The sequence below is a fragment of the Amycolatopsis sp. genome (assembly GCF_035276945.1).
In the GTDB taxonomy this organism is placed as follows: domain Bacteria; phylum Actinomycetota; class Actinomycetes; order Mycobacteriales; family Pseudonocardiaceae; genus Amycolatopsis_E.
This window is the reverse complement of the sequence record NZ_DATELF010000036.1, coordinates 19,142-42,114: the sequence shown is the minus strand read 5'-3', so window position 1 is coordinate 42,114 and position 22,973 is coordinate 19,142. Positions and strand designations below refer to the sequence as shown.

Annotated in this window: 19 protein-coding genes; 14 read left to right on the top strand and 5 right to left on the bottom strand. The window is 69.3% G+C overall.

From position 1 onward, the window contains the following. The first annotated feature begins 183 nt into the window (after positions 1-183). Both VJT49_RS05175 and VJT49_RS05170 read left to right on the top strand, forming a co-directional pair. Positions 184-1,089 (top strand): LLM class flavin-dependent oxidoreductase, encoded by a 906-nt coding sequence (locus VJT49_RS05175; RefSeq protein WP_324163529.1) that lies wholly within the window; start codon positions 184-186, stop codon positions 1,087-1,089. A gap of 41 nt (positions 1,090-1,130) precedes the next feature. Beyond that, entirely contained in the window at positions 1,131-1,880 is a 750-nt protein-coding gene (locus VJT49_RS05170; RefSeq protein WP_324163528.1) for a Stp1/IreP family PP2C-type Ser/Thr phosphatase, read from the top strand. Positions 1,881-1,935: 55 nt separating this feature from the next. On the opposite strand, the gene VJT49_RS05165 is transcribed toward VJT49_RS05170, so the two are convergent. The 3 genes from VJT49_RS05165 to VJT49_RS05155 form a co-directional block, all read right to left on the bottom strand. After that, on the bottom strand, positions 1,936-2,184 hold the full coding sequence (locus VJT49_RS05165; RefSeq protein ID WP_324163527.1) for a S1 RNA-binding domain-containing protein: 249 nt from the start codon (positions 2,182-2,184) through the stop codon (positions 1,936-1,938). An 839-nt stretch (positions 2,185-3,023) separates the two neighbouring features. Next, entirely contained in the window at positions 3,024-3,419 is a 396-nt protein-coding gene (locus VJT49_RS05160; protein WP_324163526.1) for a peptidase inhibitor family I36 protein, read from the bottom strand. Between the two features lie 195 nt (positions 3,420-3,614). Continuing rightward, a complete protein-coding gene (locus VJT49_RS05155; protein ID WP_324163525.1) occupies positions 3,615-4,691 on the bottom strand; it encodes a LacI family DNA-binding transcriptional regulator in 1,077 nt (358 codons plus the stop codon). 68 nt (positions 4,692-4,759) lie between these two features. Between VJT49_RS05155 and VJT49_RS05150 the strand changes: the two genes are divergently transcribed. Beyond that, the gene (locus tag VJT49_RS05150) at positions 4,760-5,965 is read left to right on the top strand and encodes an MFS transporter (protein WP_324163524.1); all 1,206 of its coding nucleotides are present in this window, start codon (positions 4,760-4,762) and stop codon (positions 5,963-5,965) included. Between the two features lies 1 nt (position 5,966). Further along, entirely contained in the window at positions 5,967-7,994 is a 2,028-nt protein-coding gene (locus tag VJT49_RS05145; RefSeq protein WP_324163523.1) for a cytochrome c oxidase assembly protein, read from the top strand. A gap of 4 nt (positions 7,995-7,998) precedes the next feature. Here VJT49_RS05145 and VJT49_RS05140 read toward each other — a convergent pair whose 3' ends face one another. Further along, positions 7,999-8,676: an AfsR/SARP family transcriptional regulator gene (locus VJT49_RS05140; RefSeq protein ID WP_324163522.1), complete on the bottom strand. Its 678-nt coding sequence runs from the start codon at positions 8,674-8,676 to the stop codon at positions 7,999-8,001. Between the two features lie 508 nt (positions 8,677-9,184). Beyond that, complete coding sequence (locus VJT49_RS05135; RefSeq protein ID WP_324163521.1) at positions 9,185-9,433, bottom strand: hypothetical protein; 249 nt, start codon at positions 9,431-9,433, stop codon at positions 9,185-9,187. 203 nt (positions 9,434-9,636) lie between these two features. Here VJT49_RS05135 and VJT49_RS05130 point away from each other — a divergent pair, with 203 nt between their 5' ends. The 10 genes from VJT49_RS05130 to VJT49_RS05085 all read left to right on the top strand — a co-directional run bounded on the left by VJT49_RS05130 (position 9,637) and on the right by VJT49_RS05085 (position 22,909). After that, on the top strand, positions 9,637-9,843 hold the full coding sequence (locus tag VJT49_RS05130) for a hypothetical protein (RefSeq protein ID WP_324163520.1): 207 nt from the start codon (positions 9,637-9,639) through the stop codon (positions 9,841-9,843). A gap of 147 nt (positions 9,844-9,990) precedes the next feature. After that, on the top strand, positions 9,991-10,161 hold the full coding sequence (locus VJT49_RS05125) for a hypothetical protein (RefSeq protein ID WP_324163519.1): 171 nt from the start codon (positions 9,991-9,993) through the stop codon (positions 10,159-10,161). A gap of 107 nt (positions 10,162-10,268) precedes the next feature. Continuing rightward, positions 10,269-10,445: a hypothetical protein gene (locus tag VJT49_RS05120; RefSeq protein ID WP_324163518.1), complete on the top strand. Its 177-nt coding sequence runs from the start codon at positions 10,269-10,271 to the stop codon at positions 10,443-10,445. 238 nt (positions 10,446-10,683) lie between these two features. Next, positions 10,684-10,866 (top strand): hypothetical protein, encoded by a 183-nt coding sequence (locus VJT49_RS05115; protein ID WP_324163517.1) that lies wholly within the window; start codon positions 10,684-10,686, stop codon positions 10,864-10,866. 234 nt (positions 10,867-11,100) lie between these two features. Next, positions 11,101-12,501 (top strand): hypothetical protein, encoded by a 1,401-nt coding sequence (locus VJT49_RS05110; protein WP_324163516.1) that lies wholly within the window; start codon positions 11,101-11,103, stop codon positions 12,499-12,501. 178 nt (positions 12,502-12,679) lie between these two features. Beyond that, positions 12,680-13,147: a single-stranded DNA-binding protein gene (locus VJT49_RS05105; protein WP_324163515.1), complete on the top strand. Its 468-nt coding sequence runs from the start codon at positions 12,680-12,682 to the stop codon at positions 13,145-13,147. A gap of 181 nt (positions 13,148-13,328) precedes the next feature. Beyond that, complete coding sequence (gene ettA, locus VJT49_RS05100; RefSeq protein ID WP_324163514.1) at positions 13,329-15,005, top strand: energy-dependent translational throttle protein EttA; 1,677 nt, start codon at positions 13,329-13,331, stop codon at positions 15,003-15,005. A 200-nt stretch (positions 15,006-15,205) separates the two neighbouring features. Then, entirely contained in the window at positions 15,206-17,359 is a 2,154-nt protein-coding gene (locus VJT49_RS05095) for a hypothetical protein (RefSeq protein ID WP_414635827.1), read from the top strand. A gap of 125 nt (positions 17,360-17,484) precedes the next feature. After that, a complete protein-coding gene (locus tag VJT49_RS05090; RefSeq protein WP_324163512.1) occupies positions 17,485-22,458 on the top strand; it encodes an NAD-glutamate dehydrogenase in 4,974 nt (1,657 codons plus the stop codon). A 49-nt stretch (positions 22,459-22,507) separates the two neighbouring features. Next, the gene (locus VJT49_RS05085) at positions 22,508-22,909 is read left to right on the top strand and encodes a thioesterase family protein (protein ID WP_324163511.1); all 402 of its coding nucleotides are present in this window, start codon (positions 22,508-22,510) and stop codon (positions 22,907-22,909) included. Positions 22,910-22,973: the final 64 nt, after the last annotated feature.

Sequence of the window (22,973 nt, the reverse complement as noted above, 5' to 3'; positions counted from 1 at the left end):
GTTCTGTCCCAGGCGTACCCCGTGCCTGCTCATCGCCTCGTCGGAAGCCGCGCTGAGCAGCTTGTGCGCGCGCCTGAACAGGGTCAGGAGCTCGGTCATGGAACGAGCCTAACGATTGCCGCTTGCCTGCTGGCGACCCGTCGGGTAACTTCGCTAGCCAGCTAACGATAGCAAGCTAATGAAATGGGGATCGCCATGATCGGGCGAGCGAGCTTCGGAATCAAGACGGTGCCGGTGCACACCGGGTACGACGAGCTGGTGCGGGTGTGGCGGGAGGCGGACGATCTTCCCCTGATCGAGCACGGCTGGTTGTGGGACCACCTGATGCCGCTGTTCGGCGACCCGCACGGGCCCGCCTTCGAAGGCTGGACCTTGCTCGCCGCGCTGGCCGCGCAGACCCGGCGGCTCGAGCTCGGGCTCCTGGTCACCGGCAACCTGGCGCGCCCTCCCGCCGTGCTCGCCAAGATGGCCGCGACGGTGGACGTGATCTCCGGCGGCCGGATGGTGCTCGGGCTCGGGGTGGGAGCCACCGACCATCCCCGTCCGGGGCAGGAGCTCGCGGTTCGCGAATACCGCGCCTACGGGCTCCCGTTGCCGCCTCCCGCCGAAGGCGTCGGGCGGCTGGCCGAGTCGTGCGCGCTCATCCATCGCATGTGGACAGAGAAGATCTTTGACTTTCCCGGGCGTTACTACCGGTTGGCCGGCGTGCGGTGTGAACCGAAACCGCTCCGGCGACCGCCCTTGCTGATCGGCGGGTGGGGTACGCGAACGCTGCGGGTGGCCGCCCAGTACGCCGACGTCTGGAACGTGCCGGGGCCGCCGCACAACGATGTCGAGTTCGTCGCCCGGCGGAGCCGAGTCCTCGACGAGCACTGTCTGACCATCGGCCGTGACCCGGCGGAGATCATCCGTTCGGTGCAGACCCACGTGCATTACGACGATCCGCGGCGGACGCGCGAAGCCGTACTCTCGCTCACCGACGTGGGGGTCACCCATTTCGCGCTGAACCTGCCGATGCCGCTCCGAACCGGCCTCGCGCGGTGGGTCAACGACCAAATCATCGAGCCCGTCCATGCGTTGGTGGGGTAGAGGCCGTGCCGCGCCCGGTCGGCCACTGCTTTACTTCACGTATGGAACTGACGCTCCGGTATGCCGTGGCTTCCGACGTCGGCCAGCGGCGGGAGGCGAACGAGGACTCCGTCTACGCCAGCGCGCGCCTGCTTGCCATCGCCGACGGGATGGGCGGGCACGTCGCCGGCGAGGTCGCGAGCTCGGCCGCGATCGCCGCGATCGCCGACCTCGACGAGCGCCGCACCGAGGAGGCCGACCCGCTGGAGGAGTTGCTCGGCGCGGTGCGGGACGCGGTGCACAGGCTCACCGACCTCGCGGAGGAGGACCCGGCGCTGCGCGGGATGGGGACCACCTTGACCGTCCTGCACTGGGACGGCACCCGGTTCGCCGTCGCCCACGTCGGTGACTCCCGCGCCTACCTGCTGCGCGACGGCGCGCTCGAACAGATCACCCGGGACCACACGGTGGTCCAGGAACTGGTCGACCAGGGCCAGATCACCCCCGAGGTCGCCGCCACGCACCCGAGCCGTTCGGTGCTGACGCGCGCCCTGCAAAGCGGTGGCGACGCGGACCCCGACCTGTTCCTGGTCGAAGCACACGTGGCCGACCGCTTGCTGATCTGTTCCGACGGCCTGTCCGACGTGGCCATGCCGGAGGACATCCGCGAGGTGCTGGCCGCGAACACCGACCCCGAGGAAACCGTCCGGCGGCTCGTCGAACTGGCCAACGTGGCCGGCGGCCCGGACAACATCACCTGTGTCGTCGCCGATGTGCTCAAGCAGGACGCCGCCGAGGCTGCCGGCAGCTAGGTTCGGGGGTGTGCGGGGCAGTGCCGATCTGCCCCGCACACCGCATCTCGTGTCGTCAGGCGGCCACGAAACTCATCCGCCGGTTTTCGACGTCGAGATTCGCGATTCGGACCGAAATGGTCGAGCCGGTTTCCGGCTGCGCCGACCAGGCGGACCGCGGGAGCAGCCCGCCGATTCCGGGAGCGACCTCGAGCAGGGCACCGAAGGGCAGGACCTTCGTCACCGTCGCGCTGAGGACGCCACCGTCGCCATGCTGGGCGAGGAACTCCGCCCAGGCGGCACGGGAGACCTCCGGGTGGGCCATACTTCACCTCCTTTCGCTGTTTCCGCGTTTCCGCGCGCGGACAATCCCGCGGCGAACCGTTCAGTGGTAAAGGGAAACGCGAAAGAAGGCGGCGGGCTCCTGGCCCGCCGGACAATCATGGAGTGGCCGGGAATCCCGTCCGCTCACGGCTGTTCGCCGACCCGGCAGTCACGGCGGCAACCGTAGCAACACCGGCGCGAAATGTCGACGACTCGTCGCAGGCGCGGGTGATGCGCTCGCCGAGCGCACGAGTCCGGCTTTCGCGCCGCGCGAGTCCGGCTTTCGCGACGGGCGAGTCGGGCTTTCGCGACGTGCGGGTCCGGCTTTCGTGGTGTGCGGGTCGGGCTTTCGTGGTGCGCGAGTCCAGCTTTCGCGACGTGCGAGTCGGGTTTTCGCGACGTGCGAGTCGGGTTTTCGCGACGGGCGGGTCGGGCTTTCGTGGTGCGGGTTACGCGTTCGGCATGCGCGAGTTCGGCCGTCAGCGCCGGAAAAGAGGGGCATGAGACGCCCCAGGGGACCACCAGGGGACCTCGCATGTCGGGGAATGGATCGGCTCGTAATTTTGGCCTGTCGGGCAAATGGATCTGGTTCGTGGTCTGGGCTGCCGAACACGCGTGTGACGTTGCCGGCCAGGGCCCCGCGGGCGCGCCCGGAGACTGGGGCGGTGGCGCGCCCGCGGGGTGGGGCCGGCTGGGGACGGCCCCGGGCGCCCGGCGTTCTCCCCAGGAGGGACGACCGGTGCCCTGGCTATCGGCGGGGACCGGAGTCGCCAATGGCCGCGGATCCATTGAGCGACGATCGTGGCGTGGTAAATGGACGCGGTGAATGGTTTCCCGCGATTACTCCCAGATTTTTATCGCGCGTACCAGGAACGGTGAGTGGGGTGCGAAAGTATCGTGCCCCGGGTATGTGATGAAATCGCCCTCCGTGGTGCATTCGACGTCCTGGTAAACCGTGACATCGCGGTCCAGCCGGTTGGCGAAAGACCTCGCCTCGACGTCGTCCGGCAGTACCACACATTCCTCCGGATTCACGGTCCGCAGGTCGAAACGCTGCATGGTGCCGCTGTAGAGCTCGCTTGTCCACGTGCAGAATTCCCCCTGCTGACAGGCAAGTTCCGGGCGGCCGGAGGGCGGCGACGCCGGGTCTGCCTGTGCGATTCCCGCTCCGCCCAGCAGGCCGAATGCGGCGAAAACGAGCAACCGGGGCAGGTGGGCGCGCAACTTCGAGATCATGGTTTTCGACTCCCCTCGGAAAATGCGGTGCGGTCCGTTGTGGCCGCATCCCCCGCACACCGTCCACAATGCCGTCTCGCGGCAATGCTGTCAGCCCGTATTTCGCATTCTGTGGATAAGTATTCGCGTCTCACCCGATCGTGAACGGGATATCCACAGATTACGAAAACGTGTTGCGGCGCCAGGGAAGCTCTGCTAGTGAACCGGGCCGGTCGAGCCACGGACCACGAGTTCGACGTCCAGAGTCGTGGGTTTGGGTGGCTGGCCGCCGCGGAGCAGGTGAAGCGCCAGTTCTCCGGCCAGCCTGCCCTTGCCGGCCAGGTCCTGCCGGACCGTGGTCAGCCCCGGCTCGGCCCAGCGAGCCGGCGGCGTGTCGTCGAAGCCCACAATGGACACGTCGCCGGGTACCGCCAGCTGGTGCCGATTCGCCACCGCGAGCGCGGCGAGCGCGAGTTCGTCCGACATGCACAGTAATGCCGTAGGCCGCGGCACCCGGTCGAGCAGAGCCCAGGCGTCCCTCATCGCGTGTTCCCGTGAAAGGCCGGATGTCTCCCAGATCGGTACGCCGGCAGGGTCGACACCGGCCGTGGCGAGCGTGTCCAGGTAGCCGGCCATCCGCTCGCGGTTGTACAGCTGGCGGGAGCGCAGCGCCTCCTCCGCGGTGAGCGGACCGCCTCTCGGTGTGGACAGGCACTGCGCGGACAGGATGCCGAACCGGCGATGACCGAGCGACAGGAGATGCCTGGCCGCCGCCGCGGCACCCGCGCGGTCCTCGACGCCGACACGCGCCGAGCCGGGTACCACCGGCTGGTCGATGACCACGAGCGGCAGGCCGCGGCGGCGCACCGCACGCAGGGCCGGCGCGCCGTCCGCCAGAGAGTAGGCCACCGCGAGGTCCGCCTGGGCGGTGAGCACCCGGTCCGCGGGTGGGCCGCCGTCGTGCCCGCCGGGCAACAGCAGCAGCGCGTGTCCTTCGGGGTCGACCGTGGTGGCCAGCGCGTCCAGCGTGATCGACAGCGCGGGATCGGAGAACGCCGCCGACAGCCCGGTGTCGAGCATGAAGGCGATCGCGCCGGTGCGTTTGGTCGCCAGGCTGCGCGCGATCGGGTCGGGCCCGGCGTACCCGAGGCGCCTGGCCGCACGCAGCACTTCGTCCCGGAGGGAGGCGGAGAGCTGGTCCGGCCGGTTGTAGGCGTTGGAAACCGTCGCGCGGGAGACGCCGACTGCGTTCGCGACGTCGTCCAGGGTCGGCCGCCGCCGGGTACCTGCCATCCGCGCAGTCTACCCGCTGGACTTTCTGAAGCGCTTAAGCCATTGTGAAACAACCGAAAGGAAGGGGGATGCACGTGGTCGGCGACCGGGTCGCGGTGTTCGTGGTGTTCGGGCTCAACGGCGCGGTGTACGGCACGTGGGCTCCCCGGATACCCGCCATCAGCCAGCAGGTGCACGCCGCCCCGGGCATGCTCGGCCTGGCCCTGCTCGGGTCCAGTGCCGGCATGGTCGTCGCGGCCTCGGTGGCCGGACGGCTCGCCGAGCGGTTCGGCGCCCGCTCGATCATGGTCGGCGCGACGGTGCTTTCCTGCCTGTGCCTGCCACTGCCGGGGCTCGTCGGCTCGGTGCCGCTGCTCGGCGTGGCGCTGACCGGCATCGGTGTGTCCGTCGGAGCCCTCGACGTGTCGATGAACATCGGCGCGGCCGGGGTCGAACGCCGGATCGGCAAACCGATCATGCCGCTGTTCCACGCCGGGTTCAGTTTCGGTGGCCTGCTCGCCTCGGCCGCCGCGGGACTCGCGGCCGCACACGGCTGGCCGGCCGGGCGGCATTTCGCGGTCGCTTCGGGGGCCATGCTGGTGACCCTGTTGCTGGTGCTGCGGGGACTGCCGCGCGCGGTGCCGCAGGACCGCCACGCGGACAGCGCCGGCCGGATCGCGCCCTCCCGGCGACCGGTGCTCTGGCTGCTGGCCGCGATCGCGTTGTGCTCAGCCGTCGCCGAGGGAGCCGGCTCGGACTGGTCCGCCCTGCTCCTCGTCACCGAGCAGCACGTCGGGCAGGGCGTCGCGGCGCTAGCCTTCGCGGGATTCTCGCTGACGATGGCGGTGACGCGGGTCTTCGGCTCGTGGGTGCAGCGGTGGTTCGGCGCGACCAGGACCCTGGTCGTGGGTGCCCTGCTCGCCGGGTGCGGCCTGCTGCTGGCCGCGACGGTGCCGGCGGCCGGGCCGGCGTTCGCCGGGTTCGGGCTCGCCGGCGCCGGGCTGGCCGCAGCCTTCCCGATCGCGCTCGGCCTCGCGGGAGCCACGGGCAAGCGCGCCGACGACAGCGGGGGAGAGCGGGAGATCGCGTTCGTCACGACCATCGCCTACAGCGGCTTTCTGGCGGGCCCGCCGCTCATCGGCGGTATCGCCCAGCTGACGTCACTGTCGGCGTCCTTCGTCATGGTGGGCGTCCTGGCCGCGCTGATCGCCCCTGCCGCGATCGGCGCAGGTCGCGCACGTCACCGTGAGCTCACCGCCCGGGCAACGGCCCGCCGCGGGGGCCTAGTCTCGTAGCGTGGCCACCGAAACCCCCTCCCGGCGCAGGGTCAGCGCGCTGCCACTGCTGTTGGTCAGTGTGCTTCTCGCTGCGGTCGTCGCGGTCGCCCTGCTCACCCTCTCCGGTGGCGCCACGTCCGTGCTCGCCGGCCTGCCCGATCCCGGCCAGCTCACCCACTACGGGATCGGCGTGGTGCGCGTGCTCGCCGACGCCGCCTCGGTGGTGTGCGTCGGTTCGTTGCTGCTGGCGGCGTTCCTGGTGCCCCCGCAGCGGTCCCGGGTACTGGCACGGGACGGCTACGCGGCGCTGCGGACCGCCGGGATCGCGGCGTGGGTGTGGTTCGCCGCGGCGATCGTCTCGGTGCTGTTCTCCGCCGCGGACGGCGCGGGCAAACCGGTCACCGAGCTGTTCTCGCCCCAGGTCCTGCTCGATCTCGTCGACGCCATAGAGCAACCGAAGGCCTGGTTGGTCACCGCGGCGATCGCGCTGCTGGTCGCGGTGGGCTGCCGGGTGGCGCTGTCCTGGGGCTGGACCGCGGTGCTGTTCTTCGTCGCGGTGTTCGGGCTCGCCCCGGTTGCCGTGACCGGTCACTCGGCCGGTGGCGGCTCGCACGACGTGGCCACCAACAGCCTGCTTTACCACCTTGTCGCTGCTGCACTGTGGGTTGGCGGCCTGTTCGCGCTGCTGGCGCACGGCTGGCGGCGCGGCGAGCACCTCACGCTCGCCGCGACCCGGTTTTCCCGGCTGGCGCTCGTCTGCTGGGTGGTGATGGCGGTCTCGGGCGTCATCAACGCGCTGGTCCGGATCTCCCTGGCGGACCTGCTGACCACCGGCTACGGCCTGCTCGTGCTCGCCAAGATCGTGGCCCTGCTCGTGCTCGGCGTGTTCGGCCAGCAGCAGCGGGCGCGGGGGGTGCGGGCGCTGACCGACGGCAAGGGCGGCGGGCAGCTCCTGCGCCTGGCCTCGGTCGAGTTGCTCGTCATGTTCGTCACGATCGGCATAGCGACCGCGCTGTCTCGCACTCCGCCACCGCCGGACACGATCACCCGACCGTCCACCACCGAACTGCTCATCGGCTACGACCTTCCGGGCGCGCCCACCGTGCCGCGCCTGCTGTTCGACTGGCGGTTCGACCTCGTCTACGGCACCGCCGCGATCGTGCTCGCCGTGCTGTACCTGGCCGGTGTGCGCACGCTGCGCCGCCGCGGCGACGGCTGGCCCGCCGGACGGACGGTTTCGTGGCTGGCCGGATGCGTTGTCATCCTCCTGGCGACGTCGTCGGGCGTCGGCCGCTACTCACCGGCGGTGTTCAGCGTGCACATGGTCAGTCACATGTTGCTGTCCATGGTCGCGCCGGTGCTGCTGGTGCTTGGTGGCCCGGTCACGCTCGCCCTGCGTGCACTCCCGGTGGCGGGCAAGGACGCGCCACCGGGACCGCGGGAGTGGCTGCTGGCGTTCGTCCGTTCCCCGGTGGCGAAGGTGCTCACCCATCCCGTCGTGGCGCTGCTGCTGTTCGTCGGCTCGTTCTACCTGTTGTACTTTTCCGGCCTGTTCGACAACGCGCTGAACTACCACTGGGCGCACCTTCTGATGAACGCGCACTTCCTGTTGGCGGGCTACGTCTTCTACTGGCCGGTGATCGGCATCGATCCCTCGCCGCGCCGGCTGCCGCATCTGGGGCGGCTCGGGATGATGTTCGCCGCCATGCCGTTCCACGCCTTCTTCGGCGTGATCCTGATGTCGAAACAGACTCTCATCGGGGAGACGTTCTACCAGTCCCTGCACCTGCCCTGGGTCGACCTGCTCGCCGACCAGCGGCTGGGCGGCGGTATCGCGTGGGCGTCGGGCGAGGCGCCGGTACTGCTCGTGCTGATCGCCCTGCTGGTGCAGTGGGCGCGGGCGGACGACCGCGAGGCCCGGCGAAACGATCGTCGCGAGGCGGCGAGCGGCGACGCCGATCTCGCCGCCTACAACGCGATGCTCCGGCAACTCGCCGAAGGACCGACGGTCGGCAAGGGGACTCGCGGCACATCCGGTGACGACTGACACCTCAGCCCACGATTCCGGTCAGGTGCGGGTGGATCAACTCCAGCAGCGCGGGCGACGGTTCGACGCCGAGTTCTTCGAGCAACTGCGAACGGTAGTGCCGGAAGTGCCGGATCGCCTCGGCCGTGTTGCCCTCGCTCAGGTACGCGCGGACGACCACCGCGTGGGCGCTGTCCCGGAACGGCTCCAGGGCCGTGGCGGTGAGCGCGGCACGGAGTGCGTCGCTCGGTCGTTGCTCGGAGAGGAGTTGTTCGGAGAGAGATTCCAGTGCGCGGACATGTTGCAGCCGCACCCGTTCACGTTCCATCAGCACCCAGTCGTCGTACCAGCCGGGCAGCAACTCGCCGGGTGAGGCGAGCACCTCGAGCACGCCGTGCGGGTCGGTGGGCTTCGGTCCTCTCCCCTCGAGAAGTTGTTGCGCCAACTCGGCCAGTTGCTGAATGTCCACTGTGACGCTCGCGTGGAGCGCGACGTCGTGCCGGGTGGGGGACAGTACTTCCGACGCACGGGAACGCACCCGCCACAGCGTGGTGCGCAAGCTGGCCAGCGCGTGCTCCTGGGACTGTTCCGGCCACAGCATGCTGGCCACGTAGCCGCGCGGATGGCGTTGATGGAGTGCGAGGAACGCGAGCAGGCGCTGCCCGCTCGGCGCCAGCCGAACCACGGAACCACTACGGCGCAAGGAAAATCCCCCGAGAAGGGTGAGCTGGTACCCGTCGCCCGGTCCGTCGAATCTCGGCCATCCGCTCCGTTGACTCGGAATCCGTGTCATTGTCTTCCTTCCATGACGTTCGATGACAGGCCGCCGCACCCGGGCCGGGGCGAAACGATCGAGCGGAATCCACGGTGGACGCCGGCGTGGTCCGCCGGCAAGCAGGGACCCGGCGGCGGATGGATGCGCCGGTCACCACCCCTCGCACAGCCGGTAAAGGCAGGAATGACAAACCCATACCGCCCTCGCGCCACTCCGGCATCGCTTCGTGCTGGGGCTGACTGTCGGGGTCCAGGACAATGCTCGCCGCCGAATTCCTTGCCACGTCTATGGAAGCTGCTCGGCGAAGTAATACCTCGTATCACGCTACCTCCCTGACCGGTGGGCTTCAATCGGTCTCCGGTACCGCTCCGGGTGCCCACCGCGACTTCATCCTTTTGATGGGAGCGCCCTCCCCCACGTGGTGCCGCCGGCCGGCTCATTGGCTCGCGCACTCGTGCAGCCAGGCCTCGACCAGGCGCCGGACCTCGTCCACGGAGGTCACCAGGTTGCTGCTTCGCGGCTTGTGCGCGATGTCGGCGGTCCGGCTGACCCGCGCGCGGAAGCCTCCGGGACCCGGGTACTCTCGCCAGAACCTGATGACCAGGACGCCGTTGGAGGTCGAGTCCGGACTGGGCCCGCCCGCGCCGTCGTTCGGCTGATGTGTGTTCGGTTCGATCCGCGACATCGGTGCACCTCTCGCCGGACGCGAATGCCCACGCCGCAGGAAATCGTGGGCCGCGAATTCGCTAGATTGAGCCAGCGTACGGTTCGAACGTCTCAATTTCTGTCGGCAGCAACGCGTTCGTGACGGTTTGGTGACGAGTGCGGGCCAATCTTTTTCGTGCGGCGACGGCCGTAGCTGGAGAGCAGAGCAGAAAGGAGAACCAGATGAGCGCGCCGAGGTACGAGTTTCTCGTGCGGGACGCCGAGTTGCTGCCGCACCGAGCGGCGCTGCAGACGGCGTCGCCGGGCGCTGTGGCCGACGTCGCCAAGGCCGTTCTGAATATTCCGTACGAAAGTGGCGAGTCCGCCTCGTACGGCGGTCCGTCCGGTGAGTTCTATTGTGGCGGCCCGAAACCACTGGCCGTTTTCTAGAGCGTTCCGGAATTTCCGGAGATTTTCTCGGGTAAGCGGGTTCAAAAGTGACGCTGGCGTGACTGGGCCTGCGTCAAATTGTCGTGTGCACGGTTTCCGCCGGGCACGACGAGGAAACTCCCGAGAGGAGAACGGACAATGACCTAAGTGTCGATGCAGGAACTGTCCCTGCAGGACGCCGACCTGCTGCCCGCGCGTGAGGCGCTTTCCCGCGGTGACAACGTGGCGGTCATCGACGTCACGAACTTCGCGATCGCGGACAGCGAGGACCACGCGGTGGCGGTCGCCATCCAGAACATCCACGTGGACCAGGACTGACCTTGATCGATGACTGATCGCGGGCCGCCGGTCGATCGCGCGGCGATACCACCGGCGGCCCGTGTTCGTGTCCGCACCTCACCACCCGACACCACAAAGGAGATTCCGTGAAGGGAAACCGTCTTTCGCCGTCCGTGCTCGACGTCGAGAAGGTCGAACTGCTGCCGACCCGCAACGCGCTCAGCGGCTTCGACATCGACGTGGTCGTGCCCATCAACATCGCGATCGCGATCGCGGGCGACGACGCCACCGCGGTGGCCGGCCAGTTCGTCGACGTCGACTGACTGGTACGGACGTAGTTCGGCCCGCCCGGCAACGGGGTGGGTGTATTCCACGGAAAGGGAGCGGCTCGGGGGCCGCTCCCTTTTTTTGTTTTTGCGGGGAAGGGATGGTGGAATACGCACGACGAACGGACTCGAAATGTGGTGACGACGTGGTGACGGGTGGCTGGCTTACTGGTGGGGCACCGGGAGAAACCGACCGGGTGCGAGGAAATCGATGATCCGCTGAAAGGAAAAAGAAATGACCCTTCTTTCGATGCTGGACCTGCAGGACGTCGAGCTGCTCCCGGCCCGCGAGGCCCTGCAGAGCATCGACATCGACTTCAACCCCACGAACGTCGCCGAAGCGGAGACGGGCGAGGGCGACGCGGACGCGCACGCCACCCAGGTCGCCATCGTGAAGGCGGAGCTCGAGGAGGACTGATCCAGCAGGGCGGATGGGCCGCCGGGCTCTGCCCCGACTCCGACACCGGTGGCCCACCGTCCACCCTCGGCCAGGCTTGTGCCGCATCGTCCGAGCCTAGCCGAGGCGGCGGTGGCCGGAGGTTGGTCCCTCCGGCCACCGCCCCCTTCCCACGACGCGGAAGCCGCTGTCAGGCAGCCACGGACATACCGACATCCCGCCGCCGGTCAGCTGGGCGGGCGAGAAGGAAGCTCAATGACGCAACAGATCCCGCCGCGGCAGGTATCCACACCGCCTCCCGAAGCCCCGCCGGATCCTGACGGCACGACGCCCGTCGACGAGACGGCCGTTCCCCGCCGTGCCGAGGGCGTGTCTCTCCTCGGCGAATACGAAGGCGGTGGCTACTCCGAGCCGCGCTACCTGGTTTCCCGGGGTGACGACCAGATGGTGATGGTGACCCCGATGCTGTACGCGGTCCTGGGCGCCGTGACCGGCGACCGGACCCTGGCCGAGGTCGCCGAGCACGCCGGCGAGACGCATGGCGCGGAGCTCACGTCCGAGGCGGTGCAGTACCTCATCGAACGCAAGCTCCAGCCGCTCGGCCTGGTCACTCTGGGCGAGCAGGTCAAGTCGCCGCCGCGGGCCAACCCCCTGCTGGCGCTGCACCTGCATCGCCAGTTGATCCCGGCGAAGGTCGTCCGCCGCCTGGCCGCGTTCTTCGCTCCGATGTTCGTCCCACCGATCGTGGCCTCCGTCGCGCTGGCGCTGCTCATCCTGGATGTCTGGCTGGTGGCCAACGGGCACGCCGGCGCCTCCATCTCCCTGTCGGTCGGCTCGCCTTTCCTGACCTTGTCAGTGATCGGCGTGACGCTGGTCAACACGCTGTTCCACGAATGCGGGCACGCCGCCGGCTGCCACTACGGCGGCGGGAAACCCGGCGGAATCGGCGTGGGCATCCTGGTCTACGTGCCGGCCTTCTACACCAACGTCAACGACGCCTACCGGCTCGACCGGCGGGGGCGGCTGCGCACCGACCTGGGCGGAATCTACTTCAACGCCGTGTTCATCGTGTTTCTCGGCGCGATATACCTTTTGACCCATTTCGCCGCCATCCCGGCCATGATCGCGGTCATCCACCTCCAGATGCTGCAGCAGCTGCTGCCGCTGGTCCGCCTCGACGGGTACTACATCCTCGGCGACATCGTGGGCGTACCCAATCTTTTCGAGCAGATTCCGCGGGTCGTGCGGCAGGTGATCCTCCGGCGCGGTCCCGACCCGGCGATCGCCAACCTCCGGCGGCGGGTCCGGGTGGCCATCACGGTCTGGGTGTGCCTCGTCGTGCCCATTCTGATCGCGGCCCTGGTCAGGCTGGTGGTCGTGCTGCCCGGTTACCTGGCGACGGCGACCCGGAACATGGTGGGTTACTGGCACGTCTGCACCCAGGCCTTCGGCCACGGCAACGTCCCGGTGATGCTCGTCGCGCTGATCGCGATCGTCATCCTCATGGTGCCGTGGGTGGGTGCGACCTCCCTGCTGATCCGTACCGGCGTGAAGATCGGCCGGATGGTCAGGAAGCTGCGGCGGCGGATCGCGATGCGCCGCGCCGCCCCGAAACCGCCGGAGCTCGCGGGTTCCGCGGCCACCGGTGCCAAGTGAGCAAGCCGGCGCTTAGCACAGGGCCCCGACAGTTTCGGCGGTCTTCCCCGCCGGAGCCCCGAATTGTCCACACCACCCCGCTTGTCCACAGGCAGACCGGCCGGGCCTTTCCCGCCCCCGGTCGCCCCGGCAGTCTGGTCCTACGGAGGAAAGACCGGTACACGGAAGGGTGAGGGCAATGACGGTAGGGGAAACTCCGGTGACCATGGTGGGCACGGTGATCAGCGATGTGACGCTCAAGCGCGTGGGCGAGAACGCGAATCCACTCGCGACGTTCCAGTTGCGCGCCACCGAGCGCAAGTACGACCGGGAGAAAGGCGCGTGGCTCGACCATCGCCAGTTCTCCATTCGGGTGAAATGCTGGCGCAAGCTGGCCTCGGCCGCCCATGCCGCCCTGCGCCGGGGCGACCCGGTGATCGTCATGGGCAAGCTGTTCGTCAGCGAGTTCTCCGGTGCCGACGGCCAGGTTCGCAGCGTGCCCGAGGTCGAGGCATGGGCGGTCGGCCCGAACCTGGTGCTGTCCCGGGCGGCGGCCGACCGTGAGCAGCGAGGCGGCGGGGCGGCGCCGCAGGCCTGGCACTCACCGGAGTCGGCCCACGAGAGTCAGGAGAGTCAGGAGGTGGGGGCGCCGCTGGCGGTCGCCTGAACGGACAGCGCCAGGCTCCCCAGCCCGGGCGTGGAGAGGTCAGCGGCAGGGCGCTGACCAGCGGCACCGCGGCGCCGCCGGGAGCATGGCCGCGGTGCCGCGGTCCCGGCCGCCGGAAAGGACGTCGCCGGCATAGTGACCGCCGTTCGGTCGAGCGGGGGAGAGCTCTACGATCGACCCTATGGCCGAGTTTATCTACACCATGAAAAAGGTGCGCAAGACCGTCGGGGACAAGGTCATCCTCGACGACGTCAGCACCGCGTTCTACCCTGGCGCCAAGATCGGTGTCGTGGGTCCGAACGGAGCCGGCAAGTCCACCGTGCTCAAGATCATGGCAGGCCTCGACCAGCCCAGCAACGGGGAAGCCTTCCTGCAACCGGGGGCATCGGTGGGCATCCTGCAGCAGGAGCCGTCACTGAACGAGGACAAGACGGTGCGCGGCAATGTCGAGGAGGGGCTCGGCGACATCAAGGTGAAGCTCGACCGTTTCAACGAGATCGCCGAGCAGATGGCCACCGACTACAGCGACGAGCTGATGGAGGAGATGGGCCGCCTCCAGGAGGAGCTCGACCACGCCGATGCCTGGGAGCTGGACTCCCAGCTGGAGCAGGCGATGGACGCGCTGCGCTGTCCGCCGCCCGACGAACCGGTCACGCATCTGTCCGGGGGCGAGCGGCGCCGGGTCGCGCTGTGCAAGCTGCTGCTGTCCAAGCCCGACCTGCTGCTGCTGGACGAGCCCACCAACCACCTCGACGCCGAAAGTGTGCTGTGGCTGGAGCAGTTCCTGGCGAACTATCCGGGCGCGGTCCTCGCCGTCACGCACGACCGGTACTTCCTGGACAACGTAGCCCAGTGGATCATGGAACTCGACCGGGGGCGTGTCGTCGGCTACGAGGGCAACTACTCGACCTACCTGGAAAAGAAACGAGAACGGTTGGAGGTGCAGGGCAAGAAGGACGCGAAGCTGGCCAAGCGGCTCAAGACCGAACTCGAATGGGTGCGCGCGGGTGCCAAGGCGCGCCAGACCAAGTCCCGCGCCCGCTTGGACCGCTACGAGGAGATGGCGGCCGAGGCCGAGAGGACCCGCAAGCTCGACTTCGAGGAGATCCAGATCCCGCCGGGGCCCCGGCTGGGCAATGTCGTGGTCGAGGTGGGCCACCTGAGCAAGGGCTTCGACGACCGGCCGCTGATCGACGACCTGTCGTTCACCCTGCCGCGCAACGGCATCGTCGGCGTGATCGGCCCGAACGGCGTCGGCAAGACGACGCTGTTCAAGACCATCGTCGGCCTGGAGAAGCCCGACTCGGGCGAGGCCAGGATCGGCGAGACGGTGAAGCTGTCCTATGTGGACCAGAACCGGGCCGGGATCGACCCGGACCGCACGGTGTGGGAGGTGGTGTCCGACAAGCTCGACTACATCCAGGTCGGGCACACCGAGATGCCGTCGCGGGCCTATGTCAGCGCGTTCGGCTTCAAGGGACCGGACCAGCAGAAGCCGGCGGGTGTGCTCTCCGGCGGTGAGCGGAACCGGCTCAACCTGGCCCTGACCCTGAAACAGGGCGGGAACCTGATCCTGCTGGACGAGCCGACGAACGACCTCGACGTGGAGACGCTGGGTTCGCTTGAGAACGCGCTCGAGCAGTTCCCGGGCTGCGCGGTGGTCATCTCGCACGACCGGTGGTTCCTGGACCGGGTGGCCACTCACATCCTGGCCTGGGAGGGCACCGACGAGGACCCGGCCAAATGGTTCTGGTTCGAGGGCAACTTCGAGGGCTACGAAAAGAACAAGATCGACCGTTTGGGGGCGGAGGCGGCCCGGCCACACCGGGTGACTCACCGCAAGTTGACCCGAGACTGATCTCGCACCGTGACAACAGCGTGAGCCGCTTGAGCCAGCCTGAACCGGAGTCCGGAGTGGTAGCCACCAAGCACATCCGCCCCCATCCGCTCGTGCCGCGTACGAACGGACGGGCGAGGGCCGGTGCCGGCGAGGCCTACGCGATCGAGCTGTTGCTCGAGGAGGCCGCCGCACTCGGTCTGTCGGCACCGGAGCTCGCGATGGTTCTCGGCGAGCGTGCGGCCGCGCTCGCGGAGGCCGCCGGGTCGGGCGAGCTGTGGGTCCGGGCGGAGAGCGTGGTGGTGTCGGCCCGGGTCAGGTTGGGCCTGCGTGCGGCCACGGTGGCGCGGGCGGTCGCGGCCTTGCGGGCCGCGGAGGACCTGGGCGACCAGATGCTCGCCGCCGGGCTGCGCACCGACCTCGCGGTTTGCGCACGGAGCGTGGGCGCGCCATTGACCGGGCTGGCCACGCTCCGGCCGGTGCTGGAACTGGCGGATTTGCCCGGCGTGACGAAGGCTGTCGCGCTGTGCCACCTCGTCGGCTGCCTGTCCCAGTTCGGACGTAGGCCCGAACTGGACCGCACGCTCTCCGAGGCGGATCGGTCGTGCGGCGCCGACGACGGTCTCGACGGCGACGGGCGGTTGTTGGCACGGGCCCTGTTGCGGGTCGGGGTGTCCTCACACCGGCGCCGGCACGGGGATGTCCTGGGGGCGGCCGACGCGGCCCGCACCGGCCTCGGCTATCTCGAGCAACTGGACGATCCGCGGCGGGACGGGGGAGTGGTGCGCGTCCGGCTGATCCTGCAGCTGGTGTGCTCGCTGCTCGACCGGGGTGATACCGCCAACGCGCTGGAACTCGCACAGCCGGTCCTGGACCAGCCGGTGCGCGCGGGGTCGATCGCGCCCGCGGGCTGGCTCCGGCTGGCCGTGGCCACCCGCGTGCTCCTGCCGTCGGGATCGGTCGAGGCGGCCGCCGGCGTGCTGCGGGAAGGCGTGCACAGTACCGAGCGCCACGGGCTGCACGCGCTGACCGCGCAGCTGTGGGGGGAACTCGCACATGTCGAGGACCGGCTCGGCAGGCCGTCCGAAGCCATCGAATGCCTGCACCGGGGCCGCGCCGCGGAGCATCTCCACACGCGCGCCCGCAGACAGGCGGTGGGTCTGCTGTCCAGCGAGTTCGGCAACGGTAGTCACGCCGAGGTCGATCTCGACGACGTGCTCGGCTCGGCGCTGGCGGCTCGCCTCGCCGGCTCGCCGTCAGCGGAACCCGAATCCGAGCCGAAACCGCGGCCGGCCGAGGCAGCGGTAGTCCAACCGCCCGGCCTCAAGTCGCCACGGGAGACTCCGGGCCTGAAGGTGCTTCCGTTCGCGCGCCCGCAAGCGGAAACGCCCGAACCGGTCAAGCCGGTCCTGCCCCTACGGCCCGCGCGGACCGCGGTGCCCGACCCGCCACTGGCTCCCGAGCCCGCGGCGGAACCGACGCGGGCACCGGCGGTCACGGCAAGCGGGCTGCCACGGCGACTTACCGCCGCGAACAGTGAACCGTCAGCAGCACGGGAACCCGCGGCCGGGACCGAATCTGCGATATCGCGGGAGTCTGGGGCTGCGAGTGAATCTGGGGCATCGCGGGAGTCTGGGACGCCGCGGGAGTCTGGGACTGCGAGCGAGCCTGCGACGCCGCGGGAACCCGTCCGAAAAGGGGAACCGCTCCAGCGGCGGCGTCGGGAAGACGCTGCCTCCAGGGCCAAGACCAGGCACGACTCCGAACACGGGTCGGTCGCGGCCCGGAGCGTGCTGGACCGGCTCGGGATCAGTGCCGGTTCCGGGGGCGGACGCCGCCGCGCCGAACGAGACACCGAACGCGAAGACATCAAGCCCGAGACCACGGCGTCCGCCGAGATCCCAGAGCCGCCGCCCTCGGCCGCCGCGCCGCCCGCACCGGAACCAGCCGCGGAGCCCCCGGCGGAGGAAGGGCCGGCCACCCGGGCGCCGGAGATCTTGCTGCACAACGAGTGGCTGCCCCGGCTGAAGCTGCCCCCGTCGCTCGCGCCGTTCGACGACCTGCCACTGGACGACACACCGAGTCCTAGTTCGACGTCCGAAACCCCGTTCCCCAGCGCCACAGCCAAGCAGGACGACAGGCTGGGTGAGCCGTTCCCGTCCGAGAGTTCCCCGCTCGACGACGACCTGCCCCCCGACGCGGGGCTCGCCGACCTGCTCGCCAGGGCCCTCGCCGAACATCAGGCGGGTACCGCGAGCGCTGCCGCGCTGGTCAAACGGCTCGGCGGCCAGAACTCCGGGGAAACGCGTACCGTCAACGGGCACGGCCGGAACGGTGAGGTTCCGGGGAACGGCCGCCATCGCGGCGATTCCTGATCGAGCGAAGCGTGGCCAGCATGCTGGCGGCACACGGATTGTTCGCCCGCCCGGCCCCTGGCTGACGGTAAAGGGTTCTAGGGTGGGGCTGTTCGGCGTAACCGTTCTCAGTGGAGCTGCCTGAAATGACCTCGACAAGAGTTTCGTCCCGCCCCGCCACCACTGCCGGGCAGACCCGGCCGGGACTGGCGAGCCCCGAGCAGCGCCGGGACGAGCTGATCGAGGTCGCGGCCCGGCAGGCCCCGGACATCGCCGACCTGATCCGCCTGTACTACCGGCACATTCCGGCCGAAGAGGTGGTGGGTGACGATCCGGTCGATCTCGTCGGCGCGGTCCGTTCGCATCTGGAGTTCGCCAGGGTCCGTGTGCCGGGCCGGCCGGCCGTGCGCCTGCTCAACCCGACGGTCGCCGAAGACGGCTGGACTCGTGAGGCCACCGTCGTGCAGATCGTCACCGACGACATGCCGTACCTGGTCGATTCGGTGACCGCGAAGCTGGCCCGTGACGGGGTCCAGGTGCAGCGCTTGGTGCACCCCATCGTCGTGGTGAGCCGCGACCTCACCGGCAACCTGCGCCAGGTGCATCCGACCGAGGACGCCGCCGACCCGCCGGAGGGCGCGGACGCCGAGTCGTGGATGTACGTGGAGATCGACCTGCTCACCGACCCGCACCGGGCGCGCGAACTGGACACCCACCTGACTTCGGTGCTGGCGGACGTCCGCGAGGTCGTCGAGGACACCGACAAGATGGTGCAGGCGGCGCTGGCCGTCGCCGCCGAACTGGACGCGAGTCCGCCGCCGCTGGCCGCCGAAGAGGTCTCGGAGGCGGGCGACCTGCTGCGGTGGCTGGCGAGGGGGCATTTCACGTTCTTGGGTTACCGGCGGTGTGAGGTCGTCGAGGACACCGAGCCGGGCAGCATGGAACCGGCGCTGCGCGCGGTCCTGGCCTCGGGGCTGGGAGTGCTCCGCGAGGACAACCTTGCCGCACGGAGTCTCACCGCGGGTCCCGACACGGGTGCGAATGTCCTGGCACCCAACCTCCTGGTGCTGACCCAGGCCAACGCTCCGTCCACTGTGTACCGTCCGGTGTACCCGTACTACGTGGGCGTCAAGACATTCGACGAGCGCGGCAACGTGACCGGCGAGCACCGGTTCCTGGGAATGCTCACCACCAGCGCGGTGCACGAGGACGTGCTGGACATCCCGGTGGTGCGCCGCAAGGTTCCCGAGGTCATCCACCGCGCCGGCTTCCCCATGGAGTCCTTCTCCGGCCAGCGCATGCTCGAGGTGCTGCAGAACTGGCCGCGCGCCGACCTGTTTTCGGCCGACGAGGACTCCCTGTACAGCGCGGCGATCGGCGCGATCACCCTGTCCGACCGCCGCCGCCTGCGACTGTTCCTTCGTCGTGACCCGTACGGCCGGTTCTACTCGTGCCTGGTCTTCCTGCCCCGCGACCGCTACACCACCCGCTCACGGCTGGCGATGCAGGAGGTGCTGCTGGCCGAGCTGCACGGCACGCAGCTGGAATACGGCACCCGCGTGGGCGAAACCGCGCTGGCGCAGGTGCATTTCGTCGTGCACACCGATCCGGCCGCCAAGATCACGCCCGACACCCTGCGCATCCAGGAGCGCCTGAACGTGGCAGTGCGCGGCTGGGACGACCTGATGGTCGAGGCGATCCTGGCCGAGCGGCGGGAACGCGCGGGCGAAGCCGGGCGGGCGGCTGGGCCGCTCGGTGAGGAGTCGGCGACCGAACTGGGCCAGCGCTATGCCGGGGTGTTTCCCGAGGCGTACAAGGAGGATTTCAGCGCGGTCGAGGCACTGACCGATCTGCGGCGGCTGGAGTCGCTGTCGGGTGACCGTGACCTCGTGATGTCGTTTTATGTACCTGGGGACGCCGAGCCGGGGGAACGGCGGTTCAAGCTGTACCTGCGGGGCGAGGGTGTCACGTTGTCCGCGGTGCTGCCGGTGTTGCAGCAGATGGGCGTCGAAGTCGTCGACGAGCGGCCGTACGAGCTGCGGCGGGAGGACGGCACGAGGTCCTGGATCTATGACTTCGGTCTGCGGATCCGGCAGCGGATCCTCGACGAGCTCACCCAGGAGGCCGAGCAGGATCTGCGGGTCCGCTTCCAGGACGCGTTCGCCGCGGCCTGGCATGGCGAGGCCGAGGTCGACTCGTTCAACGCACTGGTGCTGCGAGCCGGGCTGACCTGGCGCCAGGCGGCCGTGCTGCGGGCCTACGCGCGTTATCTCCGTCAGGCGAGGACGCCGTATTCCCAGGAGTACATCCAGGACGCGGTGCTCTCGCACACCGGCATCGCGACCGCGCTGGTGCGCCTGTTCGAGCTCCGCTTCGACCTGACCGCGGGCGCGGACCGCGACGAGCAGGCCGACGCGCTGGTCGGCGAAATCACCACCATGATCGACGCGGTCACCAGCCTGGACGCCGACCGGATCCTGCGCCGTCTGCTCGCGGTCATCTGCGCCACTCTGCGCACGAACTACCGCGTGACCGACGCCGAGCGCAACCCCCGGCCGTATCTGGCCTTCAAGCTGGATCCGGAGCAGGTGCCGGACCTGCCGGAACCGCGGCCGCGGTACGAGATCTTCGTGTACTCCCCCCGGGTCGAGGGCGTGCACCTGCGCTTCGGCGCGGTCGCCCGGGGCGGGTTGCGCTGGTCGGATCGCCGGGAGGACTTCCGCACCGAGATCCTTGGCCTGGTGAAGGCGCAGGCGGTGAAGAACGCGGTGATCGTGCCGGTCGGCGCGAAGGGCGGTTTCGTGGTCCAGCGTCCGCCCGCGCCGACCGGCGATCCGGGCGTGGACCGGGAGACCTACCTGGCCGAGGGCATCGCGTGCTACCGCATGTTCATCTCGGGCATGCTGGACCTGACCGACAACCTCGTCGACGGAAAGACGGTTCCCGCCACCGACGTCGTCCGCTACGACGGCGACGACTCCTATCTGGTGGTGGCCGCGGACAAGGGCACGGCGACCTTCTCCGACATCGCCAACGAGGTCTCGGCGAGCTACGACTTCTGGCTGGGCGACGCGTTCGCCTCCGGGGGTTCGGTGGGCTATGACCACAAGGCCATGGGCATCACCGCGCGCGGCGCCTGGGAGAGTGTGAAGCGGCATTTCCGGGAACTCGGCGTGGACACCCAGAGCCAGGACTTCACGGTGGTCGGGATCGGCGACATGGCCGGGGACGTGTTCGGCAACGGCATGCTGCTGTCCGAGCACATCCGCCTGGTGGCCGCGTTCAACCACATGCACGTGTTCCTCGACCCCGACCCGGACGCGAAATCCTCCTTCGCCGAGCGCAGGCGGCTGTTCGAGCTGCCGCGGTCGTCCTGGGACGACTACGACCGTTCACTGATCAGCGAAGGCGGCGGGATCTACCCCCGCACCGCGAAGACCGTCCCGATCAGTCCGCAGGTCGCCCGCGCGCTGGGCATGGACGACAACGTCACGAAGATGGCGCCCGCCGAGCTGATCCGGGCGATCCTGCTGGCTCCGGTGGACCTGCTGTGGAACGGCGGGATCGGCACCTACGTCAAGGCGGAGACGGAAACCCACGCCGACGCCGGCGACAAGGCCAACGACGCGGTCCGGGTCAACGGCAAGGACCTGCGGGTCAAGGTCGTCGCCGAGGGCGGCAACCTGGGGCTGACCCAGCTCGGCCGGATCGAGTTCGCCCGGACCGGCGGCAAGATCAACACCGACGCGCTGGACAACTCCGCGGGTGTGGACTGCTCCGACCACGAGGTCAACATCAAGATTCTGCTCGACCACCTGGTGGCCACCGGCCAGCTGGAGCGTGAGCACCGCAACGCTTTGCTGCACGAGATGACCGACGAAGTCGGCAGTCTCGTGCTCGCCGACAACTACCGCCAGAACGCGGTGCTCGGCGTGAGCCGGGCGCACGCGCCCGCGATGGTGTCCGTGCACGAGCGGCTGGTGGACGCGCTGGAATCGTCGGGCGCGCTCGACCGCGATCTGGAGTCGCTGCCGAGCAGGAGAGAGCTCGCCAAGCTGGAGGAGGCGGGCAAGGGCCTCACCTCGCCGGAGCTGGCCACCCTGCTGGCGCACGTCAAGCTCGACCTCAAGGACGACCTGCTGGCCAGTGGCCTGCCCGATGTCGAGGTGTTCGCGCAACGCCTCCCCGAATACTTCCCGGAACCGTTGCGCGAGCGCTTCCCGGACAAGATCGGCGAGCACCCGCTGCGCCGTCAGATCGTGACCACCCTGCTGGTGAACGAGGTCGTGGACGGCGCGGGCGTCACCTACGCGTTCCGTCTCGCCGAGGAGATGAACGCGACCGCGACCGACGCGGTGCGCGCCTACACGGTGGTCGCGCGCGTGTTCGACCTGGGTTCGCTGTGGTCGGAAATCGACACGCTGGACAATGTCGTGCCGGTCGAGGTCGCCGACGCCATGTTGCTGGAGTCGCGGCGCCTGCTCGACCGCGCGGCGCGCTGGTTCCTCGCGAACCGCCCGCAGCCCCTCGCGGTCGGGGCGGAGATCAGCCGGTTCGGCGCCAACATCGCCGGGCTCGCGCCGAAGGTGGCCGGACTGCTGCGCGGTGCCGAGGCCGAGGCGGTGCGCCAACGGGCGGAAAAGCTTGCCGGGCAAGGGGTTCCGCAGGAGCTGGCGGACCGGGCGGCGACGCTGCTCGACATCTACGGCCTGCTGGACATCACCGAAGTCGCCGAACTGGCCGAACGAGAGGCCGGGCTGGACGCCGAGCGCAGCCCGGCCGAGACGGCGGAGCTGTACTACGCGCTGTCCGCCCACCTTGGTGTGGACCGGCTGCTCACCTCGATCAGCGCGCTGGAACGCGGCAACCGCTGGCATGCCCTGGCACGGTTGTCGCTGCGGGACGACGTCTACTCCTCACTCCGCACGATCGCACTCGACGCGTTGCGCAACAGCGATCCGGAGGACAGCCTGGACGAAAAGATCGCGCAGTGGGAGAAGACGAACGCCTCAAGGCTGTCCAGGGCAAGGGTGTCGCTGGACGAGATCAACCGCTCGGGCACACTCGACCTGGCCACGCTGTCCGTGGCCGCGCGGCAACTGCGAAGCACGGTCCGGTGACGAGAGGCTGACGGTGTACGTAGCGATGGTCCGGCCACGGTGGTCGGATATGGACGTGTTCGGGCACGTCAACCACGCCAACATGGTCACGTTGCTCGAAGAGGCCCGGCTGCCGCTGTTGTTCGGCGAGGCGGGCGAGGCCGGTCTCACCGAGTTCGCCAAGGGCATGGTGGTGGTCGAGCTGGCCGTGCGCTACCGGGCGCCGGTGGTGGTGGACGGCCAGGAGATCCGCGTCGAGGTGGTGCTGCGCGAGCTGAAGTTCGCGTCGCTGACTCTGGGCTACACTGTCTACAGTGGATCGAAGGCCGAAGATGCGGTGGCGGTCACCGCGGAAACCGTGCTGGCTCCCTACGATGTGAACACCGGAAGGGCGCGCCGGCTGACCGGTTCCGAGCGTGCCTTCCTGATGGACAGACTGGGCGGGGAATCCGGTGCCGGAGAGACTGTCTGAGAACGGTGAAATGACTGGTCAAGGTGAATGGTCGAGCCCGCCGTCCGAGGGGAGCCGATCTCGA